Origin of the sequence: Caballeronia sordidicola, assembly GCF_002220365.1 — a bacterium.
In the GTDB taxonomy this organism is placed as follows: domain Bacteria; phylum Pseudomonadota; class Gammaproteobacteria; order Burkholderiales; family Burkholderiaceae; genus Caballeronia; species Caballeronia sordidicola_C.
Map to the genome: position 1 here is coordinate 17175 of NZ_MTHB01000206.1, position 18673 is coordinate 35847.

Consider the following 18673-nt stretch of genomic DNA (forward strand, 5'->3'; position numbering starts at 1 on the left):
ATTCAGCCCAGCGCGTGCTCGTGCTGCAACACGACCTGCGATGTCAGCCACGCATCGATCTGCTCGCCTGAAGAACCGACATGACGAATAGCAGCACCACCCCCGGCTTTTCCTGTTCACGACACGAGGGCGTTGTCAGGATCCAGCTCACGCGTGTGGAGCAACATAACCGTATCGATCCCGCCGATCTGGCCGGGCTCCGGGAAACGATTGAATCGGCGGCGAACGATGAAACGTCCATAGCGCTGGTCGTCACCGGGACCGGTACGACCACGTTCAGTTCGGGTTATACGTTGTCCGAGTTGGCCGCAGGCAATATCGACGATTCGTTCGAAAGCTTCCTGAACGAGCTGGAAGCTTGCCCGCTGCCCGCGGTCTGCGCGCTCAATGGCAGCGTCTATGGCGGGGCAACGGATCTTGCACTGTGCTGCGATGTGCGCATCGGCATAGAGGGCACGCGCATGTTCATGCCGGCTGCACGCATTGGTTTGCATTATTACCCCGACGGCATGCGTCGATACGTTCGTGAGTTGGGACTCGCTCAGGCGAAACGGCTTTTCCTTACCGGCATGACGCTGGACGCACCCGAGATGTTGCGCATCGGCTTCCTGACCGAGCTTGTCCAACCCGAGCAACTGAGCTCGCGCACGGCGGAATACATCGATGCACTCCGCGCTTGCGTGCCCAATACCGTGCGGTCGATGAAGCGTCAACTGACCGCTATCGCCGAGGGCGACGCCACGCTCAGCGCCGACCGAACCGCTTATGAACGTTCGCTTCAAAGCCCGGTTATCGCTCAACGCATCAAGCAACGCCGGGCCTGAATCATTTCAACGGTTCAAGCATGCCCAGCAATGTGGGAATCAACTCGCTGACGGTCGGATGGATATGCATCGCGCGTTGCAGCCTGGTGTACGGCGCATCGGCATTCATGATGTCGATGAACGTATGGATCGCTTCATCAGCCTCGATACCGAGCATGCCCGCGCCGAGGATCTTCTTCGTTTCGGCGTCGACGAGCACCTTCATGAAACCGTCAGTCTCGCCGCGTTCGCGGGCACGGCCGACGCGCGACATCGGCATGGTGGCAATCAGCGCGCGCCGGCCGTCCTTGCGGATTTCCGTCTCGCTCATGCCCACGCGTGCGAACGGCGGATCGACGAAAACGGCGTAGCACATGATGCGCGAATCCACGCTGCGCGCCTCGCCATCCACTACATTCGACGCGATGATTTCATAATCGTTGTACGACGTGTGCGTGAATGCGCCGCGACCGTTGACATCACCGAGCGCCCATACGCCCTCAGTCCGGGTGCGAAGCCGCCCGTCCACATCGATCAAACCGTGCTTGTTCAACGCGATGCCCGCCTGCTCCAGCCCGAGGTCATCCGTGTTCGGTGTGCGCCCCGTTGCGAACAGCAAATGCGACGCTTCGATGCTGGCCTGGTCCTGCGTCTGATCCTTCAGCGTGATCCGAATGCCCTTGCCTGCCGGTTCGAGCTTCGACGCCTCGGTGTTGAACAAAAATTCCACGCCTTCCCGCGACAAAACCTTCTGGACCTGAACAGCAAAGTCCTTGTCCTCACGCGCCAGCACGCGATCGCCCCTGACGAGCACGGTCACGCGGCTGCCGAAACGCCGGAACATCTGCGCGAATTCCAGCGCGATATAACTTCCGCCGACAATCGCCAGGTGCTCCGGCAACTCGGTCAATTCGAGGATGGTGGAATTCGTAAGATGTGAAACGCCGGCCAGCCCGTCGACTTCCGGCACGGTTGCTCGCGTGCCCGTATTGATGAAGATCGCGTCGGCGTCGAGCGCCTGCTGGTGGCCGTCGGCGCCTGTCACGCTGATTGAATGCGGACCTGTAAAGCGGCCGTGTCCGTTAAATACCGCCACGCCCGGCGTGTTGCGCAACCACTTTTCCATACCTTCGCGTGACTCCGCGATCACGCCGTCCTTGCGCGCCTTGACTCGCGCCAGGTCCACCCGCACCTCGCCTTCCACGATCACCCCGTAGTCGCCCGCATGACGCGCGACGTGCGCCGCACGCGCACTTGCCACGTAGGTCTTGGTCGGCGTGCAGCCCACGTTCACGCAGGTGCCGCCGAACAGATGCCGTTCGATTACGGCGGTCCGCCGGCCGCTCTCGGCCAGCTTGACGGCGAGCGGGCCACCGCCTTGTCCGGTGCCGATCACTATGGCGTCGAAGTGCTGTGACATTTGCTGTGACATGGGAGTCTCCCCAGAAAATGGTCGGTCCGGATCAACGTGGATCAGTGAACAAACGTGGCGTTTTTGCATGGTAGCTCGCCATCGGCCATCGCGCTGCATGAATACACCCGCCTTTCAGTGCGTTTTCCGCATGGGCGGGTCGAGTTTTAATCGCTTGTGGCCGAGTGTCACGCCCGATAAAACTACCGCCACTCACGTCGCGGACGGCCGCGACGCTTCACCTTTCCTGGCAATCACGATGCGCACCTACCGTAATTTCATCGATGGCCGTTTTGTCGAGTCTCAATCTGACTCGTTCGCCGATGTCGATAACCCCGCCACCTCGGCCGTCATCGCGCGCGTCACGCTGGCTTCGCAGGACGACGCGCTGAGCGCGGTCGAAGCCGCGTCGCGTGCGCAGAGGAAGTGGCGCGCGCTGACGGCGATCGAGCGCGGAGAGCATCTGCGCCGTTTCGCCGATGCCATCGTCGAGCGTGCTCCGCAGATTGGTGCGGCGCTCGCGCTGGAGTCGGGCAAGAGCGTGGCCGATTCGGAGAACGAAGCCCGCTATGCCGCCGACATCACGCGGTATCACGCGGAATGGGCGCGCCGGATTGAAGGCGAAGTCATTCCCAGCGATACCCCGAACGAAAACCTCGTGCTGCATCGTGAACCGATTGGCGTGGTGGCCTGCCTGATTCCGTTCAACTACCCGGTGTACACCTTGCTGCGCAAGATTGCGCCCGCGCTGATCACCGGCAATACAGTAGTCGTAAGGCCGAGCAATAACACGCCTGCGTCCGCATTCGAAATCGCCGAAGCCGCGCTTCAAGCGGGCCTACCCGCGGGTGTTTTCAACGTGCTCGCGATGGATCACGCCACTGCGGGCACCGTCTGCACGCATCCGGCAGTGGGAATGATTGCGCTGACCGGCAGCGTGAGCGCCGGGCGCATCGTGCTCGAGTATTGCAAGACGAACATAGCGAAGCCTTCGCTGGAACTCGGCGGCAAGGCGCCGGCGATCATCGAGCCCGACGCCGATCTTGAAGCGGCAGCAAGCGCTATCGTGGCATCGAAGACAACACATTGCGGACAGTTGTGTACCGCAATGGAACGCGTCTACGTCCACGCCAGCGTGCACGATCACTTCGTCGAACTGCTGCGTACGAAGATGCATGCAGTGAGGTCCGGCGATCGTTCGCAAGATCCATCGAAGATGGGTCCGCTCGTCAGCCGCTCGGCACAGCGCAACATTCACGCAATGGTCGAACGTGCAGTCGCCGAGGGCGCGACGATCGCCACTGGCGGCGTGTTGCCAGAAGGTCCGGGCTATTTCTATCCGGCAACACTGCTGGTCAATTGCCGCCACGACATGGAAATTGTCCGCGAAGAAATCTTCGGACCGGTGCTGCCGGTGATCTCGTACGACACGCTCGACGACGCCCTCGCGATGGCCAACGACCATCAATACGGCTTGTCTTCGGTGCTCTACACCGAGAACTATCGCACCGCGATGCGCGTGGCCAACGAGATCGAGGCCGGCGAACTGTACGTGAACCGCACGCCCGCTGACCCGTATCAGGGCTTTCATGCCGGCTGGAAACGCTCTGGCCTCGGCGGCGATGACGGTAAGCAAGGCATGCTTGAATTCACGCAGACGCGTCTCGTCATCATGAAGTACTGACACATCAACATTCACTCGAACATTTATAAAAGCGGCGTTCATTGCGAGCAGCCGAAGGAGACTTATTGTGGAAAAAACCTTGACCGGCATCACGCCGCCAATCGCCGACACAACGCGTGCGCAGCGATACATGCAGCTCCTGCTGCTGGTGATCGCCGCGGGCGCGATCTATCCGCTACTGTATTTGCGTCAGGTCTACCAGACGCCGATGCTCGAGTTTTTTCATATCGACAACAGCCAGCTTGGTTATCTGTATTCGATACTCGGCACCGTTTTCCTGATCAGCTATTTGCCGAGCGGCTGGCTTGCCGACCGTATCGCGCCGCGTTTCCTGATTTGCTTTTCGTTGATCGCTACCGGCGCGCTAGGACTGGTTTATTCGACCGCGCCGAGCTTCCCGATTTTGCTCGCCGTGTTCTGCTGCTGGGGACTGACGACGGGCCTGACCTTCTGGGCATCCATCCTGAAGCGGGTGAAGACGATCGCCGCGCACGACGAACAAGGGCGCTTTTTCGGCTTGCTCGACGGCGGACGCGGTTTGATCGAGGCGTTGCTCGCGACTGTCGCGCTGGTGATCTTCGCTACCGCCACGGAGAAGCATGGTCTGCCGACCAACGTAGGCTTCAAATACGTCGTCTACCTGTATTCGGGCATCTGTATCGCGCTGGGATTGTTGATGGCGCTGGTCAAAGAACCGCCGGCAACGGCGCAGGAAAAACAGCATGCAGCAGACAATCTCAAGCAAAAACACTCGCTGTGGCGCGATCTCGTCACGCTGATGCGCATTCCGCAGCTCTGGCTGATGGCGGCAATCGTGTTCTGCGGTTATCAGATCTTCTGGGCAACCTATAGCTTCTCGGCTTACCTGCAAGTCGGCGACCTGAAGATGACCGTGGTCATGGCCGGTACGCTCACCACGCTCAAGCTCTGGATGCGCCCGATTGGCGGTATTGGCGGCGGGTATCTCGGCGACCGCTTCTCCACGCTCGGCGTGTTGACCACTGCCCTGTTTCTCGCAGCGCTTGGATTGGTCGCGCTGGTGGTGCTGCCTACACTTGGACATATCGATCCGCGGGCAGGCGTTGCGATGATCGCCGTCGTAGTGCTGCTGATCGGCATCCTGACGTACGCCATTCGCGGGCTCTATTGGTCGCTGCTCGACCAATGCGGCATTCCGCTGCGTATAACGGGCCTGGCCATCGGCCTGGTTTCGCTGATCGGTTATTCACCCGACGTCTTCCTGCCGCTCGTGAACGGCTGGACTACTGAGCATTTCCCCGGACTCCTCGGCTACCAGTTTTACTTCTCTTACATCGCTGCGATCAGTGTGATTGGCGGCATCGCCGCGCTCGCGCTCAAGCGCATGCACACGACCGTTGCAAAGGACGCCCTCCAATGAAAATCGTCTCTCTCGAAACGCATTTCGTCGCCGTACCGCCGCCGCATTTGGGCGGCATGTACTGGATCTTCGTGAAGCTGAAAACCGCGTGCGGCATTGAAGGCGTGGGCGAAATTTATTCAGCAACGTTCCATCCGAAAGCGATGGCGCATATTATCGACGACGTGTTCGGACGATATCTGCAAGACCACGATCCACATCACGTCGAGCGCTTTTTCCGCGAAGCGTATTCAAGCGGCTTCACGCAACGCCCCGACCTCACGATGATGGGCGTAGTCAGCGGGCTTGAGATGGCGTGCTGGGACATCATCGGCAAGGCAGCGGACAAGCCGGTGTACGAATTGCTGGGCGGTTTGGTCAATGAAAGGCTGCGCTCGTACACCTACCTGTATCCGAAGAACGCCGCGGGCGAATACGACTACGACGATGTCGATCTCGCCGCCGAGTGCGCCGTGCAGAACGCGGATCACGGCTTCACCGCAGTCAAGTTCGATCCCGCTGGTCCGTACACCGCGTACTCGGGCCATCAGCTTTCGCTCGACGTATTGGAACGCTGCGAGACCTTCTGCAAGCGCATCCGTGAAGCGGTCGGCAACCGATGCGACCTGCTGTTCGGCACGCACGGGCAGATGGTGCCGTCGTCGGCTATCCGGCTCGCGCAACGCCTCGAAAAATACGACCCACTGTGGTTCGAAGAACCCGTCCCGCCCGGTCAGGAAGAGGCCATGGCGCAAGTCTCCCGGCATACCAGCATTCCCATCGCGGCCGGTGAACGGCTCACGACCAAGTACGAGTTCTTCAAGCTGCTGCAAGCGGGTGCGGCGTCTATTTTGCAGTTGAACGTGGCGCGCTGCGGCGGCTTGCTCGAAGGCAAGAAGATTGCTGCCCTCGCCGAGGTTTATTACGCACAGATCGCACCGCATTTGTACAACGGACCCATTGGCGCCGCCGCGAGCATCCAGCTTGCCGCCTGTACGCCTAATTTCCTGATCCAGGAAAGCATCGGCACCTGGGACGGTTTTCACGCGGAGATCCTCAAGACGCCGATTCAATGGGAAGACGGTTATATCGTGCCGTCGAAGGCGCCGGGACTGGGCGTGGAATTGAACATGGACGTCGTGCGCGCCCATTCTCCTTACACCGGCGATCGTCTGCATCTGCAGATGGCGTCCAAGCCTGCCGATGTCCGGGATTCCTCTGCGGCCAAAGGCTGAGGCTGAGTACATACCATGACTTACGACTACATCATCGTTGGCGCGGGATCGGCCGGTTGCATTCTCGCCGAGCGACTGTCCGCGTCGGGACAATACTCCGTGCTCGTGCTCGAAGCGGGCGGCAAGGCCAACTCGTTCTGGTTCAAGATCCCAGTCGGGTTTGCCAAGACCTACTACGATCCCGGCTGCAACTGGATGTATTACACCGAGCCGGAAGCAGCGTTGGCGGACCGGAAAATCTATGCACCGCGCGGCAAGGTGCAAGGCGGCTCGGGCTCCATCAACGCGATGATCTACGTGCGCGGTGCGCCCCGCGATTTCGACGACTGGGCCGCTGCAGGCAACGCTGGCTGGTCGTACAAGGACGTGCTGCCATACTTCCGCAAGCTGGAAACACACGCGGCCGGGGACACTGCAGTGCATGGCGCGAGCGGCCCGATCCACGTGACATCGATGAAACGCGGCATCCATGCGATCACGCGCCACTTCCTCGATGCCTGCGACGAGGTGGGCGTGCCGCGCAACGACGACTTCAACGGCGCGAAGATCGAAGGTGCTGGCGTCTACGATGTGAACACGCACAAGGGCCAGCGTGCGTCGAGTAACGTGGCGTATCTGGAACCGGCGCTAAAGCGCTCGAACGTGCATATCGAACATCACGCGCTGACTTCGCGTGTGCTGTTCGATGGGCTGCGGGCCACGGGTGTTGAGGTATCGCAGAACGGCGTCGAGAAGACATTCCACGCCGCGCGCGAAGTGCTGTTGTGCGCGGGTGCAGTCGACACGCCCAAGCTTCTGCAACTGTCAGGGATCGGCCCGAAAGAGCTGCTCGAACGCCACGGGATTCCCGTCTTGCATGCGCTTCCCGCCGTCGGCCAGAACCTGCAGGATCATCTCTGCGCGAGCTATTACTATCGCGCGAACATGCCCACGCTGAACGGTGACTTCGGTTCGCTTCTCGGCAAGCTGAAACTCGGCCTGCAATACCTCCTGACACGCAAGGGGCCGCTTGCAATGAGCGTGAATCAGGCCGGTGGATTCTTCAGCACCGACCCGGCCAGCCCGCTCGCGAACCTGCAGCTTTACTTCAATCCGTTGTCGTATCGGATTCCGAAATCGAACCGTTCGCAACTCACGCCCGAGCCGTATCCGGGTTTCCTGCTCGCGTTCAATCCATGCCGGCCGACGAGCCGCGGATCGATCGAGATCGCGTCAGCGAATGCAAACGATGCCGCGTTGATTCACGCGAACTATCTGACGACGCAAAAGGATATAGATGAAGTGATCCAGGGCAGCCGGCTGATCCGCTCGATCATGCAGGCCCCGGCGTTACGCGCGGTCACGGTGGAAGAAACGCTGCCAGGCGCGTCAGTCGTGCCCGATGGCGACGACGCCACCATGCTGCAGTATTTCCGCGAGAACAGCGGCTCGATCTATCACTTGTGCGGATCGTGCGCGATGGGTCCGGACCCGCGGACCGCGGTAGTGGATGACCGCCTGCGCGTGCATGGCATCGAGGCTTTGCGGATTGTCGATGCGTCCATTTTCCCGAACGTCACGTCCGGCAATATCAACGCGCCGGTGATGATGGTGGCGGAAAAAGGCGCGCAAATGATTCTCGCCGATGCCGCCGCGCCCACCTTCGTTCAACGCGAAGCGCTTGCCGCCGCTTCGGCCTGAAGCCACTGCTGGAAAAGCCGCTGCGTCCCGCTTGCACGCTGCTCGGGACGCAGCACGAACCAGTACGACTGGCGCCCTTCCACCTCCACGTCCAGCACCTGCCGCAATTGCCCGGACGCCAACTCCGCTGTGATCATGTGACGATCGGCAATGGTGATGCCCATGCCATCAATGGCGGCTTGTATCGATAAATCGAGCAAGTCGAATTCATGGCCGTTATCCGTGTCCACGCCTTCAATACGCGCGGCGTCCAGCCAGTGTTGCCAGGTCAGATACCGCTGATCTTCGCCCGATAGAACGTGCAGCAAGGTGAAGCGGTTCAGATCCACCGGCGTATCTACGCCTTCACGATCCAGCAACGCAGGCGAGGCCACCGCGATATGCCGCTCGTGCATCAGCAAGGTACTTTCAAGGTTATTCCATTCGCCATCGCCGAAACGCACCGCGCAGTCGAGCCGGTTCGAATCCGTGATGCCGTCGTCCACGCGTGTGGTAATGCTCAGGTCGAGTTGCGCAAACGCTTCACGCAGGCGCCCGAGGCGCGGCACCAGCCAGCGCGCGGCAAAGGTCGGCGGGACGTTGATGCGCAACCGGTTGACGTCATTTTTCTGGCTGATCGCGCGGACCGTCAGTTCGATCTTGTCGAAGGATTGCTGCAACGCACGCAGCAACACGCGACCGCTGGGCGTAAGGACGAGATGCTGATGACGGCGCGAAAACAGCGTCTCGCCGAGCTGCTCCTCGAGTTGGCGGACTTGCCGGCTCACCGCGCTTTGCGTGACGTTGAGCAGTTCGGCTGCACGGGTGAAGCTGCCGGTGGTACCGGCCGCCTCGAAGGCTTTGAGCGCATTCAGCGCGGGCATTTTACGTTTCACGGCGGATCGGAAAGTTCGTTGTCTCGGTGGCACGCGAGCCGCAAGGCGGCGGCCGACAGTTGAGCGTGCGTTCGCGTGATCTTACTCAGCTGTCCGCTCGAACTGTAGCGATTTGACATCCTCTTACCGGATCGATGGAAGGATCGATGGAATACCGGGGCGCTATTATCCGTTCATTGACTGCTCGTGCCACGGGCGGGACCGCTCAATGCACAACCGGAGAACTGCATGCCTGCTGGATCAACCACCCCGAACACGCTCGACCTGGAACGCTACTCGAAGCCCTCGATTTTCTTTCATTGGGCCATTGTCGTCCTGATCGCACTGGCTTATTTCGCCATCGAGATCCGCGGACCCAAAGGCAGCGACAGCCGCATTTTCTGGAGCAACGTGCATTTCTGGTGCGGCACGCTGGTGTTGTCCCTGGCTGTGCTCCGCCTGGCGTGGCGTCTGTGGCACGGCGCACCCGCTGAGATCGCCGACGCCCGCGTGCTCACCTTCCTTGCCCGCCTGGTCCATCTCGCGCTGTATGTGTTTATTTTTGTTCAGCCCTTGCTCGGAATCTTGATGATCAACCTGGGCGGGCATCCGGTGGTGCTCGCCGGTCTGGGCTGGCAGATACAGCTCGTTGGCGCCGATCCGGCCGCACGACCCGTCATCAAGGAAGCCCATGAGTTCCTCGGTAATTTGTTTTACTGGGTCATCGGCGCGCATGCGTTAGCGGCGATCGGACATCATGTGGTGCTCAAGGACGGCACATTGCGGCGCATGCTGTAGCCCAGGGCCGCAGCGTTGCGGCGATGCAGTCACGGCAAGGCCTGTGGCATGCCTCTTGCTCCTGATCGAGTACGCTGCATCCAACTCAGGCTCTCATGACCGAAACGATATGGTTTCTCGTCGTTGGCGGCGTTCTCATTTTCATGGGGCTTGCCAGTTCGACGTTCAAACAACTGCCGATCAGCAGCGCCATGGTGTATCTCGCCATCGGTTTCGGGCTGGGTCCGTTTGGCATCGGCCTGCTGAAGATCAATCTGCTCGGCGACGCCACCTTGCTGCGCCGGATCACCGAAGTCGCCATGCTCGTGTCGCTGTTCGCGATCGGGCTGCGCCTGCGCGTGCCGCCCACCGACCGCATCTGGCTATTGCCCGTGCGCCTCGGCATTGTCGCGATGGTGGCAACGGTCGCCATCATGACGCTGGCGGGAGTTTATCTGCTGCATATGAACTGGGGACCTGCGCTTCTCATCGCCGCGATGCTCGCCCCGACCGATCCCGTGCTCGCTCATGACGTGCAAGTGCAGGTTCCCGGCGATATCGACTTGCTGCGCTTTTCGCTCACCGGCGAAGGCGGTTTGAACGACGGCATTGCGCTACCGTTTGCGTTGCTGGGCATCGCGGTATGCAACTACGAGGCATCGCCGAAGCAGGCGTTGAGCTGGCATTTCGCCGGCGATGCCCTCTGGGGTGTCGGTGGCGCATTGGCCGTGGGCTGGCTGCTGGGAGACCTCGCCGTGCGGCTGATTGCGTGGCTGCGCAGTCGCCACGGCCTGGCCCTTGGACCCGAAGGTTTTTATGCGCTTGGCTTGATCGCGCTCGCGTATGGCATCGCCGAATTGATCCACACGTATGCGTTCCTGGCTGTGTTCGCAGCGGGCCTCGCGATGCGGCGGGTCGAGCAAAAGGCCAGCGGTGACAAGTCGGCGCACGAAGCGGTTGGTGTTATCGATACCGAGGACGTTGGTGCAACCGCGTCCGATCCTGACCGTGCGCATGCGTTCGTCGCGGAAAGGGTACTCGGCTTCACGATAGAACTCGAGCGAATTGCGGAGGTCGCGATCATGCTGATGGTAGGCAGCGTGCTCGCGAATGTCTGGGACCGGCTGTTTACGTGGCAAGGCGCCGCGGTGGTCGGGCTATTGTTTTTCGTGGCGCGGCCATTGTCGGTGCAGGCTTCGTTGCTGGGTTCATCGGCGACACGCTCGCAACGCTTGCTCACCAGCTGGTTTGGGATTCGCGGCGTAGGGTCGTTTTATTACCTGATGTACGCATTGGAGCATGCGCCTCGCAGCGTTGCCGAACCGCTTGCGCCGCTGGTGCTGGGAGTGATCGCGGCGTCGGTGATCCTGCATGGCATTACGTCGACGCCGCTGATGAATCGATACGGAAGAAGTTGATCTGCCGGTCCACTGTTGATCAGGCGAAAAAGATCGTTGACCGCTCGCTGCGCCCCGCGCTCGAATCCGGCAGACTGCGGGGCATCATCGCGAGCGAAGCCTCAGGCGGCCTCGAGTTGCCGGACAACGCCCAGCGTGCTCGCGCCCTCGTACAACCGTCCGAACCGGTTCGCGAGGAACGCTTCCAGCGGCACCTGCTCCTGCCGAATAAAACCGCTCTGCGGCAACACGCCTTCACGGAACAGATCGAGTTCCGCGCAGATCGCGCCGGCGGTCGTGATCTGGATCGCGCTCATTGGCGCGCCACATATGTTCTTCGCGAAGATCTTGCGCGTGAATACATCCTGCATGAGGCGCCCGTCGCGCATTCCCGTCGCGGTGACGAAAACCAGCACCACGTCCTGCACCGTAGCCGGGACGGCACGCCGCAACATCGCCTTCAGTCCGTCGCGATCACTCGACATGCGCAAATCGTCGAGCAGGAACTTCATCAGTTCGCGATGCCCCGGATATCGCACCGACTTGTAATCCAGCATTTCCACCTTGCCCGCCAGCGTTTCGCATAGCGTACCCAGTCCGCCCGATGTATTGAAGGCCTCGTACTCGGTGCCATCGAGTGAAAAATGCTCCAATCCTTCCAGCGGCTGCACCCATTGCGTACTGCCGTCGCGGATCGCCTCGCAGGGCTGGCAATACTCGTTGATCAACCCATCAATGCTCCAGGTCAGGTTGTATTTCAACGCGTTGGTCGGAAACTCGGGCAACGCGCCGACCCGCATCTTGACCTCGCGCACCTCGGCGAAGCGCTTCGCCAGGTCATGCGCCACGATGCCGATGAACCCCGGCGCCAAGCCGCATTGCGGCATGAAGGCGTGGCTGGAATTGTCGGCGATCTCGCGGATAGCGTGCGTCGCCCGCACGTCTTCGGTCAGGTCGAAGTAATGCACGCCAGCCGCTTTCGCCGCCGTTGCGACGGTCACGGCGAGGTAATACGGCATCGCGTTGAGGAGCGCGTCGAAGCCTTGCAGCGCGAGACGCAGTGCGTTCGCATCGGCGGAATCAACGCGGCGGGTAGGAATACCCTGCGCTTCAAGCAGTTCGAGCGCGTGGGCATCGCGGTCGAAAACGACCACGTCGTAGTCGCCGGTTTCACGCAGCAAATGAGCAATGCTCTGGCCAATCAGGCCGGCGCCGATGAGGGCTATTTTCATGTTTATCTCCTTGATGGGCGGTCGAGAGGCAATCTCCGACCACCAGTTTAGGAGCGCACGAATATTGATAAAAGACACAAAATGATGCGAATCGACTATCAATTTCGACGTTTTGACGATTTAGCGCGACAAATTGTACGAAATCATTCAACTCACCCTGCCCAACGCTCTGCCTGGGGTTACGCTTGGGATTACCGCTTGGGATTACCGCTTGGGATTACATTACCCAGCAATACGCATCGCCATACAGGGAACGCCGGACATGTTGATTGCCCTAGGGGGACTACCGGGAACCGGAAAGACGACGGTAGCGCAAACACTCGCGCGCAAGCTTGCCGCAGTTTATCTACGTATCGATACGTTGGAACAGGCATTCATCCGCTCAGGGAGCGGCCAGGCGGATATTGGACCCGGCGGTTATCTGGCCGGATATGCCGTTGCAGCCGATAATTTGCGCCTTGGCTTGACTGTCGTCGCGGACTCGGTCAATGCGTTGCAGGTTACGCGCAGCGCCTGGAGAAATGTCGCGCTCGAGGCCGGCGTGCCGCTCTTCGAGGTTGAACTGATCTGTTCTGATACAACGAAGCACCGTCTGAGGGTCGAGGCGCGAGAAGCCGACATTCCTGGCCACCAGCTGCCGACATGGAAGAGCGTGCTTGAACGTCAATACGATCCATGGAATTCACAGCATCTTTTAATCGACACGGCTAACGTTTCGGTCGAGCACGCCGTCGAAACAATCATCCGTAGCCTATCTGTGTCACCCCCGGATACCCGAGCCTCTTAGCGCACGGAGAAATCCGTTGCCCGAGGACAGCCTTACTTAACCCAGGCCGCCGCGATCCACCTTGCGGGCAAGAATGATCGAGGTTGTCGTGCGTTCAACGCCTTCCAGGCCACCAATTTCATCGAGCAGATCGTTCAGCCGGTCGGGGGAATCCGCCCGCAGCCATGCGACATAATCGAATTCTCCGCTCACGGCGCAAAGGAGTTGCATCTCGGGCATCCTGGCGAAGCGCTTCTGCACATCGCGGCCATACTTCGGCGCCAGTTTGATGCCTACGTAGGCCTGGATACTGGCATCGAGCACGTCTTGTCCCAACCGCACGCCATACCCTGCTATCACGCCGGTCTTTTCAAGGCGGGCAAGCCGGGCGATTACCGTAGTGCGCGCAATGCCGAGTTGACGCGCAAGCTCGGACACGCTTTCACGGGCATTCACCTGCAAGGAAGCAACGAGGTTCCGGTCGATGTCGTCGAGCTGGTCGAGGCGCGGCGGTCGCATGGGGCATTGATCCTTTGTTGAATTTTGTTTGAATCAGTGAACGTACGGCACGGGGTCATGAGCGACTTCGCGCGTGACAAAGCGTGAAGCAGCGTGACAAAGCGTGAAATAGCATGAAACATGCAAAGCCATTAAAACACGAGCGCATCAAACTGCGGCTGCCTGCGCTTGTTGGTTAAACTCCTACCGCTGCGAACCCGGCTTGCGCCTTCATCGCTTTTTTTTCGCAGAGGTATCGGTTGTAAGCAGTTGTGGCAATCAAAGCAACGCCGCGCGCTAACGTGATATTAATAGCGGCGTCGGCCAACCATCACACGTTGTCTTTGCCGTGTATTGCTTGCCCCTTCTTAATGGACCCAAGGTGTCACCCATGAAAAAAACATTCGTCGCACTGGCTGCCTCGCTGGCCCTTTCCACGGCTTTCGCCCAATCGTCCGCGCCTGCGGCGCCCGCTGCACCCGCAGGCGCATCGGCACCGGATACTGCACGCGCCCAGGCACGTGAGGCACGCGTCGAGCAACGCATTTCGGAACTGCATGCCAAGCTCAAGATCACCCCGGCCCAGGACGAGCAATGGAACAAGTTCGCCGATGTCATGCGCGACAACGGCCACACAATGGGTGATCTGTACCGTCAACGCATGGCGCTGGGCGACAACACGAGCGCGCTGGACGACATGAAGCAGTACGAGCAGATCACGCAAGCCCACGCGGACGGTACGAAGCATCTGGTCGATGCCTTCGAGCCGCTGTACGCAAGCCTTTCACCCGAGCAGAAAAAGCTCGCCGACGCAAGCTTCCACCAGTCGGGCAAGCCGGGTGCGCCTAAAGGCCGCGCACCGCATCGCAAGGCTCCGGCGGCTGCAGCCGCAGACGGTGCCTCGACCACCAAGCCCTGAGCTTCCGGTAACGGCTTGATCTGAAGGCTGGATTCGCGTCTGGTTGCATGGCTCAGTGCCGTGAAAAAGCGCTCGCATCGTGGTTTCGATGCGAGCGCTTTCACATTGCGGTATGCATAACAGGGAGCTTGGCGTTACGATCGCGCATTATTAACGTTCCAGCGTTTCCATTACATCGGCATGAAACCAATCACCCTGACCCACCTCGACCTCACCATTGACCTCGCCGCGCATCGTGTGGTGAAAGACGAAACCGTCGCGGTCGAGTTTGCTGCAGAACCCGGCTCGCTGATGAGCCTGGAAGGCCCGAACCGCTACGCTCCCGGCGACGCGTTGATCACGGGCGCGACCGGCGAGCGCTGGGTGGTATCGCGGGATCGGTTCGATGCAAAATATGTCGCGCACGACGGCGTCACGCAGGGTCATGCCGGTGCGTACCGGAACGTGCCGGTCGCAGTCCTTGCGAAGCAGATGCACGAAGCGTTTTCAATCGCGCGTTCTGAAGCCGGCGATGTGCTTCACGGTGAAGCAGGCGACTGGGTCATGCAATACGCCCCCGGCGACTACGGGGTAGTCAAGGCCGCTCGTTTTGCGAAGGTTTATAAACGCGCTTCATAAGCGCGTATGCAGCGCAAGGCCTGGCTACTCTGCATCCGGGCTCACGCGAAATCCTCGCCTATATCGATCTCCACCGTGCGCGGCACGGTTTCCCCGCCCGCATACATCTCCTCGAGCGAACCGAGCGTGGCTTCCACATAGGCGCGCAGCACCGCATAACTGCGCGCGTGCAGACGCGGCGGCATCGCCCTGTAACGCGCGAGCGCGGCGGGATCGAAGCGGATATCGATGGCGATGCGGCGCGCCGTTGCGCCGAAGCGCATTGCCACGTAATGAATCACAAGCGAAAGCTGACCGTCGTCGCCCGGGCGCTCGGAGAATTGTGTCTGCTCCGGGAACAGGTCGCTGACCACGCGCGCCAGCAATTCGATATCGGCGCTCGGGCAGTCGTATTGATATTCGTCGTCCATCTCAGTCTCCGGCCTTTTCAGGCGCCGCACTCGCCGCCCGCGCCGCTCGATTCGCGGCTGCCGCCACGCCCAGGAAATAGCGCCGAAGCGCACGCATCACGATCAGTCCGAACACGAGATACACGGCGTCGGCGGCGAGCAGCGGAATCAAGCGCGCCTGATACATCGCGACCGGCAATGCGATCAGCGCGTGCGCGACGATCATGAACGGCAGCGTGAAGCGGAAACGCTCACGCAGCATGTGCCACATGCCCACCGACAATCCCACCTGGAAAACGAATGCCGCCGCCCGCTCGACCAGGAACAACGCGGCGGTTTCCGGCGCGAGACTGCCAAGCACGGCGTGCAGCCGCAGCAGCGACTCGGCCGGGACGCTCGTGAAATATTGATCAAGCATGCCGCGATCGGCAAGCAGCGCGTAGAGAATCCACTGCAGTTGTACCAGCACGCCAACGAGCCATGCTTCCGCACCGCCGTGACCGATTCCATAGCCGAGCGCCGTGCCCGGGCGTTGCAATGAAGCGGGATCGCGCTTGATCAGCCATTTCATGCCGGCGTAGCGCCCGACTTCCTCGCAGATGCCCGTGGCAAGCGCGCCATAGATCACGAAAATGGCCGGATTCATCAGCAGGCCGACCGTAGTCGCGTTGCTCAGCACGAGCCCGTGCAGGCCGCGTTCGATCACCATGGAAAACAGGGCAAAAACCGCGATCCCGACAATCACGTCACGCCGCTCGAAACCAAACCGGGGTTTCGTCTTGCGATACAACCAGATGGGCAACGCGGCAATCAGCAACGTCGCGATGGTGAGACAGACCAGCGTCAAGGCACTTACCATTAATTGAATTTCCTCAAAAACTATGTATTGCCATTGTTTGTTGGTGCCGATGTCGAGGTGCGCACGATCAGCTCGCCCGGCAGGAGGCATTCTCGCGGCGCCACGACCGCGCCTTCAATGCGCTCATGCAGGAACTCGACGGCGCGCTCGCCTATGGTATAGGTCGGCTGGCGTACGGTCGTCATTCCGGCGAGTTCGGCCCACTCGGAGTCATCGATACTCATCAGCGCCACACGCCGCTGCCAGTCGGCGCCGTGAAGCTCCTTCAGATGCAGCGCGACCCGCAACGCTACCGGCGCGTTCGCCGCGAACAGCGCTATGCGGCGGCTGCGCCGTTGCGCGGCGTCGATACGCGCATCAATTTCAGCAAGGTTTTCGTCATTATCCAGATCGAGCACGATCGTGGCGCCTGACACATCTGAGACGCCCGATATGCCGAGCGCGCCGATAGTGTCACGAAATGCCGCTTCACGCACGCGTCGCGAGCTGACCTGCGCGTAAGGCTGGACGACAAACAGCAGTTCATCGAAACCCTGGCTCACCAGATGATGGATCGCCATCCGTATTGCTTCGGCGTTGTCCAGCCCGACCATATCGGTCACCAGCCCTTCGACCGAGCGGTCCACCAGCACGACCGGCACACCGCCGCGGGCGAGCGTTTCCAGCGTCTCTTCCTTCACGCCGAGCGCATTCACAATCACGCCTTCCACGCGATACGTGCTCAGCAGTTGCAGGTAGCGCCGCTCCAGATCGACCTCGTTCGCCGCATGGCAGATCAGCGGCATATAACCATACGCGTGACAGGCTGCTTCCACGCCCTGCAGCACCTCTACGGTGTAAGGATTCGTCAGGTCCGCGACCAGCATCCCGACCAGCCGGTTGCGCCCGCGTTTGAGCCCGCGCGCCATCTGGTTCGGGCGGTAATCGAGCTTCGCGATCGCCTCTTCTATGCGCTCGCGCAATTGCGTCGACAACACGCCCGTCTCGCCGTTCAGATAACGCGAAATGCTGGTCTTGCCAGTGCCGGCTTCGCGCGCGACGTCGGTGATGGTCGCGCGCCGGTCATTCGCAAAGTTGTCTCTTGCCATGTTCTCGTTCAACACCCGATAAAAACAAAGCGCGCCGAGGCGCGCTTTGTCCAATGCAGCGAGCTTGCAATCAAGCCGCTCAGCGCTTCAATGCTTCCGGATTCACCATGTTGTTCGTCAGCGTGCCATTCAACGCGCCGATCAGGTTCTCCGCGGCGTTCTTGTTCATCGCGTGGCGGGTTTCGTGCGTGGCCGAGCCAATATGCGGCAGCGCCACCACGTTCTTCATCTTGAGTAACGGCGAGTCGGCAGGCAGCGGCTCTTTCACGAACACATCGAGGCCCGCACCGAGGATCGTGCCGTCCTGTAGTGCGTGAATCAGCGCGTCTTCATCCACCGTCGGTCCGCGCGATGCGTTGATCAGGATCGCGGTACGCTTCATGGCCTTGAGTTGCGGTGCGCCGATCAGGTTGCGCGTCTCGGCGGTCAACGGCACTTGCAGCAGCACGAAATCGGAGGTGGCCAGCAGTTCGTCCAGATCGACTTTCTTCGCGCCGTAATCCCGCTCAGCCTGCGCATTCGGACTACGGTTCGTGTACAGCACGTTCATGCGGAAGCCGAGCGAAGCGCGTCGCGCGACCGCACCGCCAATCCGTCCCAGCCCGATGATACCGAGCGTCTTGCCCTGGACATCGACACCGAAACTGTCTTCGCCAATGCTCTTCGTCCACTTGCCCGCTTTCACCCATTCCGCGAGTTCCACCACGCGGCGCGCGCTCGCGAGGATCAGCGCGAAAACCGTATCCGCCGTCGATTCCGTCAGGACATCCGGCGTATTCGTGAGCACGATGCCGCGCTTGTTCAGGTCGGCGATATCGAAGGCATCGAAACCAACGGAAACCGTCGCCAGCGCCTTCAGCTTCGTCGCCCCTTCGAGCATGGCCGGCGTAATCTGCGTGCTAGCGCCGATCGCGCCGTCGGCATCTTTCAACGCTGCCACGAACGCGTCATGTTGCTTCGGGTCGACGGTCGTAACGTCCGCGTGTTCCTGAAGATACGCAAGCACGTCCGCGGGCAACGGCTTATACGCGACGATTTTCTTTTTCATCGAAACAGGTCCTGTGGTTCAAGAAGGTGGGTGTTTC

18 protein-coding genes are annotated in these 18673 nt (G+C 60.6%); 10 read left to right on the forward strand and 8 right to left on the reverse strand.

The window, feature by feature from the left end; genetic code table 11:
* Positions 1-80: 80 nt before the first annotated feature.
* Positions 81-824, forward strand: a complete 744-nt coding sequence (locus BSU04_RS29025) for an enoyl-CoA hydratase/isomerase family protein (RefSeq protein WP_089163765.1) — start codon at positions 81-83, stop codon at positions 822-824.
* Between the two features lies 1 nt (position 825).
* On the opposite strand, the gene BSU04_RS29030 is transcribed toward BSU04_RS29025, so the two are convergent.
* Positions 826-2223, reverse strand: a complete 1398-nt coding sequence (locus BSU04_RS29030; RefSeq protein WP_089163856.1) for an FAD-containing oxidoreductase — start codon at positions 2221-2223, stop codon at positions 826-828.
* Between the two features lie 250 nt (positions 2224-2473).
* Here BSU04_RS29030 and aldA point away from each other — a divergent pair, with 250 nt between their 5' ends.
* The 4 genes from aldA to BSU04_RS29050 all read left to right on the forward strand — a co-directional run bounded on the left by aldA (position 2474) and on the right by BSU04_RS29050 (position 8191).
* On the forward strand, positions 2474-3898 hold the full coding sequence (gene aldA, locus BSU04_RS29035; protein WP_089163857.1) for an aldehyde dehydrogenase: 1425 nt from the start codon (positions 2474-2476) through the stop codon (positions 3896-3898).
* A 130-nt stretch (positions 3899-4028) separates the two neighbouring features.
* Complete coding sequence (locus BSU04_RS29040; RefSeq protein WP_089163858.1) at positions 4029-5297, forward strand: MFS transporter; 1269 nt, start codon at positions 4029-4031, stop codon at positions 5295-5297.
* Positions 5294-6511 carry a mandelate racemase/muconate lactonizing enzyme family protein gene (locus BSU04_RS29045; protein WP_089163766.1) on the forward strand — a complete coding sequence of 406 codons (1218 nt, stop codon included), beginning with the start codon at positions 5294-5296 and terminating at the stop codon, positions 6509-6511. Before BSU04_RS29040 ends, BSU04_RS29045 begins: the two co-directional genes overlap by 4 nt.
* Before the next feature lie 15 nt (positions 6512-6526).
* Positions 6527-8191, forward strand: coding sequence for a GMC family oxidoreductase (locus tag BSU04_RS29050; RefSeq protein WP_089163767.1), 1665 nt, complete (start codon positions 6527-6529; stop codon positions 8189-8191).
* On the opposite strand, the gene BSU04_RS29055 is transcribed toward BSU04_RS29050, so the two are convergent.
* Complete coding sequence (locus tag BSU04_RS29055; protein WP_179258478.1) at positions 8158-9054, reverse strand: LysR substrate-binding domain-containing protein; 897 nt, start codon at positions 9052-9054, stop codon at positions 8158-8160. The genes BSU04_RS29050 and BSU04_RS29055 overlap by 34 nt on opposite strands.
* Before the next feature lie 240 nt (positions 9055-9294).
* On the opposite strand from BSU04_RS29055, the gene BSU04_RS29060 reads away from it, so the two are divergent.
* Positions 9295-9843: a cytochrome b gene (locus tag BSU04_RS29060; protein WP_089163769.1), complete on the forward strand. Its 549-nt coding sequence runs from the start codon at positions 9295-9297 to the stop codon at positions 9841-9843.
* A gap of 95 nt (positions 9844-9938) precedes the next feature.
* Positions 9939-11240 (forward strand): cation:proton antiporter, encoded by a 1302-nt coding sequence (locus BSU04_RS29065; protein WP_089163770.1) that lies wholly within the window; start codon positions 9939-9941, stop codon positions 11238-11240.
* A gap of 101 nt (positions 11241-11341) precedes the next feature.
* Here BSU04_RS29065 and BSU04_RS29070 read toward each other — a convergent pair whose 3' ends face one another.
* Positions 11342-12451, reverse strand: a complete 1110-nt coding sequence (locus BSU04_RS29070; protein WP_089163771.1) for a saccharopine dehydrogenase family protein — start codon at positions 12449-12451, stop codon at positions 11342-11344.
* A 133-nt stretch (positions 12452-12584) separates the two neighbouring features.
* Here BSU04_RS29070 and BSU04_RS29075 point away from each other — a divergent pair, with 133 nt between their 5' ends.
* Positions 12585-13238, forward strand: coding sequence for an AAA family ATPase (locus BSU04_RS29075; protein WP_306427235.1), 654 nt, complete (start codon positions 12585-12587; stop codon positions 13236-13238).
* A 36-nt stretch (positions 13239-13274) separates the two neighbouring features.
* On the opposite strand, the gene BSU04_RS29080 is transcribed toward BSU04_RS29075, so the two are convergent.
* Positions 13275-13736: an Lrp/AsnC family transcriptional regulator gene (locus BSU04_RS29080; protein ID WP_031356349.1), complete on the reverse strand. Its 462-nt coding sequence runs from the start codon at positions 13734-13736 to the stop codon at positions 13275-13277.
* Between the two features lie 370 nt (positions 13737-14106).
* Between BSU04_RS29080 and BSU04_RS29085 the strand changes: the two genes are divergently transcribed.
* Positions 14107-14634 carry a Spy/CpxP family protein refolding chaperone gene (locus BSU04_RS29085; protein ID WP_089163773.1) on the forward strand — a complete coding sequence of 176 codons (528 nt, stop codon included), beginning with the start codon at positions 14107-14109 and terminating at the stop codon, positions 14632-14634.
* 180 nt (positions 14635-14814) lie between these two features.
* The gene (locus BSU04_RS29090; protein WP_089163774.1) at positions 14815-15252 is read left to right on the forward strand and encodes a PGDYG domain-containing protein; all 438 of its coding nucleotides are present in this window, start codon (positions 14815-14817) and stop codon (positions 15250-15252) included.
* Positions 15253-15293: 41 nt separating this feature from the next.
* Here BSU04_RS29090 and BSU04_RS29095 read toward each other — a convergent pair whose 3' ends face one another.
* From BSU04_RS29095 to BSU04_RS29110, 4 genes are all read right to left on the reverse strand, one after another.
* A complete protein-coding gene (locus BSU04_RS29095; RefSeq protein WP_089163775.1) occupies positions 15294-15662 on the reverse strand; it encodes a DUF3022 domain-containing protein in 369 nt (122 codons plus the stop codon).
* Position 15663: 1 nt separating this feature from the next.
* The gene (locus tag BSU04_RS29100) at positions 15664-16500 is read right to left on the reverse strand and encodes a YhfC family intramembrane metalloprotease (protein WP_089163776.1); all 837 of its coding nucleotides are present in this window, start codon (positions 16498-16500) and stop codon (positions 15664-15666) included.
* A gap of 20 nt (positions 16501-16520) precedes the next feature.
* Complete coding sequence (locus tag BSU04_RS29105) at positions 16521-17588, reverse strand: LacI family DNA-binding transcriptional regulator (protein WP_089163859.1); 1068 nt, start codon at positions 17586-17588, stop codon at positions 16521-16523.
* 79 nt (positions 17589-17667) lie between these two features.
* On the reverse strand, positions 17668-18636 hold the full coding sequence (locus BSU04_RS29110) for an NAD(P)-dependent oxidoreductase (RefSeq protein WP_089163777.1): 969 nt from the start codon (positions 18634-18636) through the stop codon (positions 17668-17670).
* Positions 18637-18673 lie beyond the last annotated feature (37 nt).

Excerpts from the sequence above, each read along its gene's own strand:
- BSU04_RS29025 (WP_089163765.1), top strand. The coding sequence starts at position 81 with ATGACGAATAGCAGCACCACCCCCGGCTTTTCCTGTTCACGACACGAG.
- BSU04_RS29030 (WP_089163856.1), bottom strand. The coding sequence starts at position 2,223 with ATGTCACAGCACTTCGACGCCATAGTGATCGGCACCGGACAAGGCGGT.
- aldA (WP_089163857.1), top strand. The coding sequence starts at position 2,474 with ATGCGCACCTACCGTAATTTCATCGATGGCCGTTTTGTCGAGTCTCAA.
- BSU04_RS29040 (WP_089163858.1), top strand. The coding sequence starts at position 4,029 with ATGCAGCTCCTGCTGCTGGTGATCGCCGCGGGCGCGATCTATCCGCTA.
- BSU04_RS29045 (WP_089163766.1), top strand. The coding sequence starts at position 5,294 with ATGAAAATCGTCTCTCTCGAAACGCATTTCGTCGCCGTACCGCCGCCG.
- BSU04_RS29050 (WP_089163767.1), top strand. The coding sequence starts at position 6,527 with ATGACTTACGACTACATCATCGTTGGCGCGGGATCGGCCGGTTGCATT.
- BSU04_RS29055 (WP_179258478.1), bottom strand. The coding sequence starts at position 9,054 with ATGCCCGCGCTGAATGCGCTCAAAGCCTTCGAGGCGGCCGGTACCACC.
- BSU04_RS29060 (WP_089163769.1), top strand. The coding sequence starts at position 9,295 with ATGCCTGCTGGATCAACCACCCCGAACACGCTCGACCTGGAACGCTAC.
- BSU04_RS29065 (WP_089163770.1), top strand. The coding sequence starts at position 9,939 with ATGACCGAAACGATATGGTTTCTCGTCGTTGGCGGCGTTCTCATTTTC.
- BSU04_RS29070 (WP_089163771.1), bottom strand. The coding sequence starts at position 12,451 with ATGAAAATAGCCCTCATCGGCGCCGGCCTGATTGGCCAGAGCATTGCT.
- BSU04_RS29080 (WP_031356349.1), bottom strand. The coding sequence starts at position 13,736 with ATGCGACCGCCGCGCCTCGACCAGCTCGACGACATCGACCGGAACCTC.
- BSU04_RS29085 (WP_089163773.1), top strand. The coding sequence starts at position 14,107 with ATGAAAAAAACATTCGTCGCACTGGCTGCCTCGCTGGCCCTTTCCACG.
- BSU04_RS29090 (WP_089163774.1), top strand. The coding sequence starts at position 14,815 with ATGAAACCAATCACCCTGACCCACCTCGACCTCACCATTGACCTCGCC.
- BSU04_RS29095 (WP_089163775.1), bottom strand. The coding sequence starts at position 15,662 with ATGGACGACGAATATCAATACGACTGCCCGAGCGCCGATATCGAATTG.
- BSU04_RS29100 (WP_089163776.1), bottom strand. The coding sequence starts at position 16,500 with ATGGTAAGTGCCTTGACGCTGGTCTGTCTCACCATCGCGACGTTGCTG.
- BSU04_RS29105 (WP_089163859.1), bottom strand. The coding sequence starts at position 17,588 with ATGGCAAGAGACAACTTTGCGAATGACCGGCGCGCGACCATCACCGAC.
- BSU04_RS29110 (WP_089163777.1), bottom strand. The coding sequence starts at position 18,636 with ATGAAAAAGAAAATCGTCGCGTATAAGCCGTTGCCCGCGGACGTGCTT.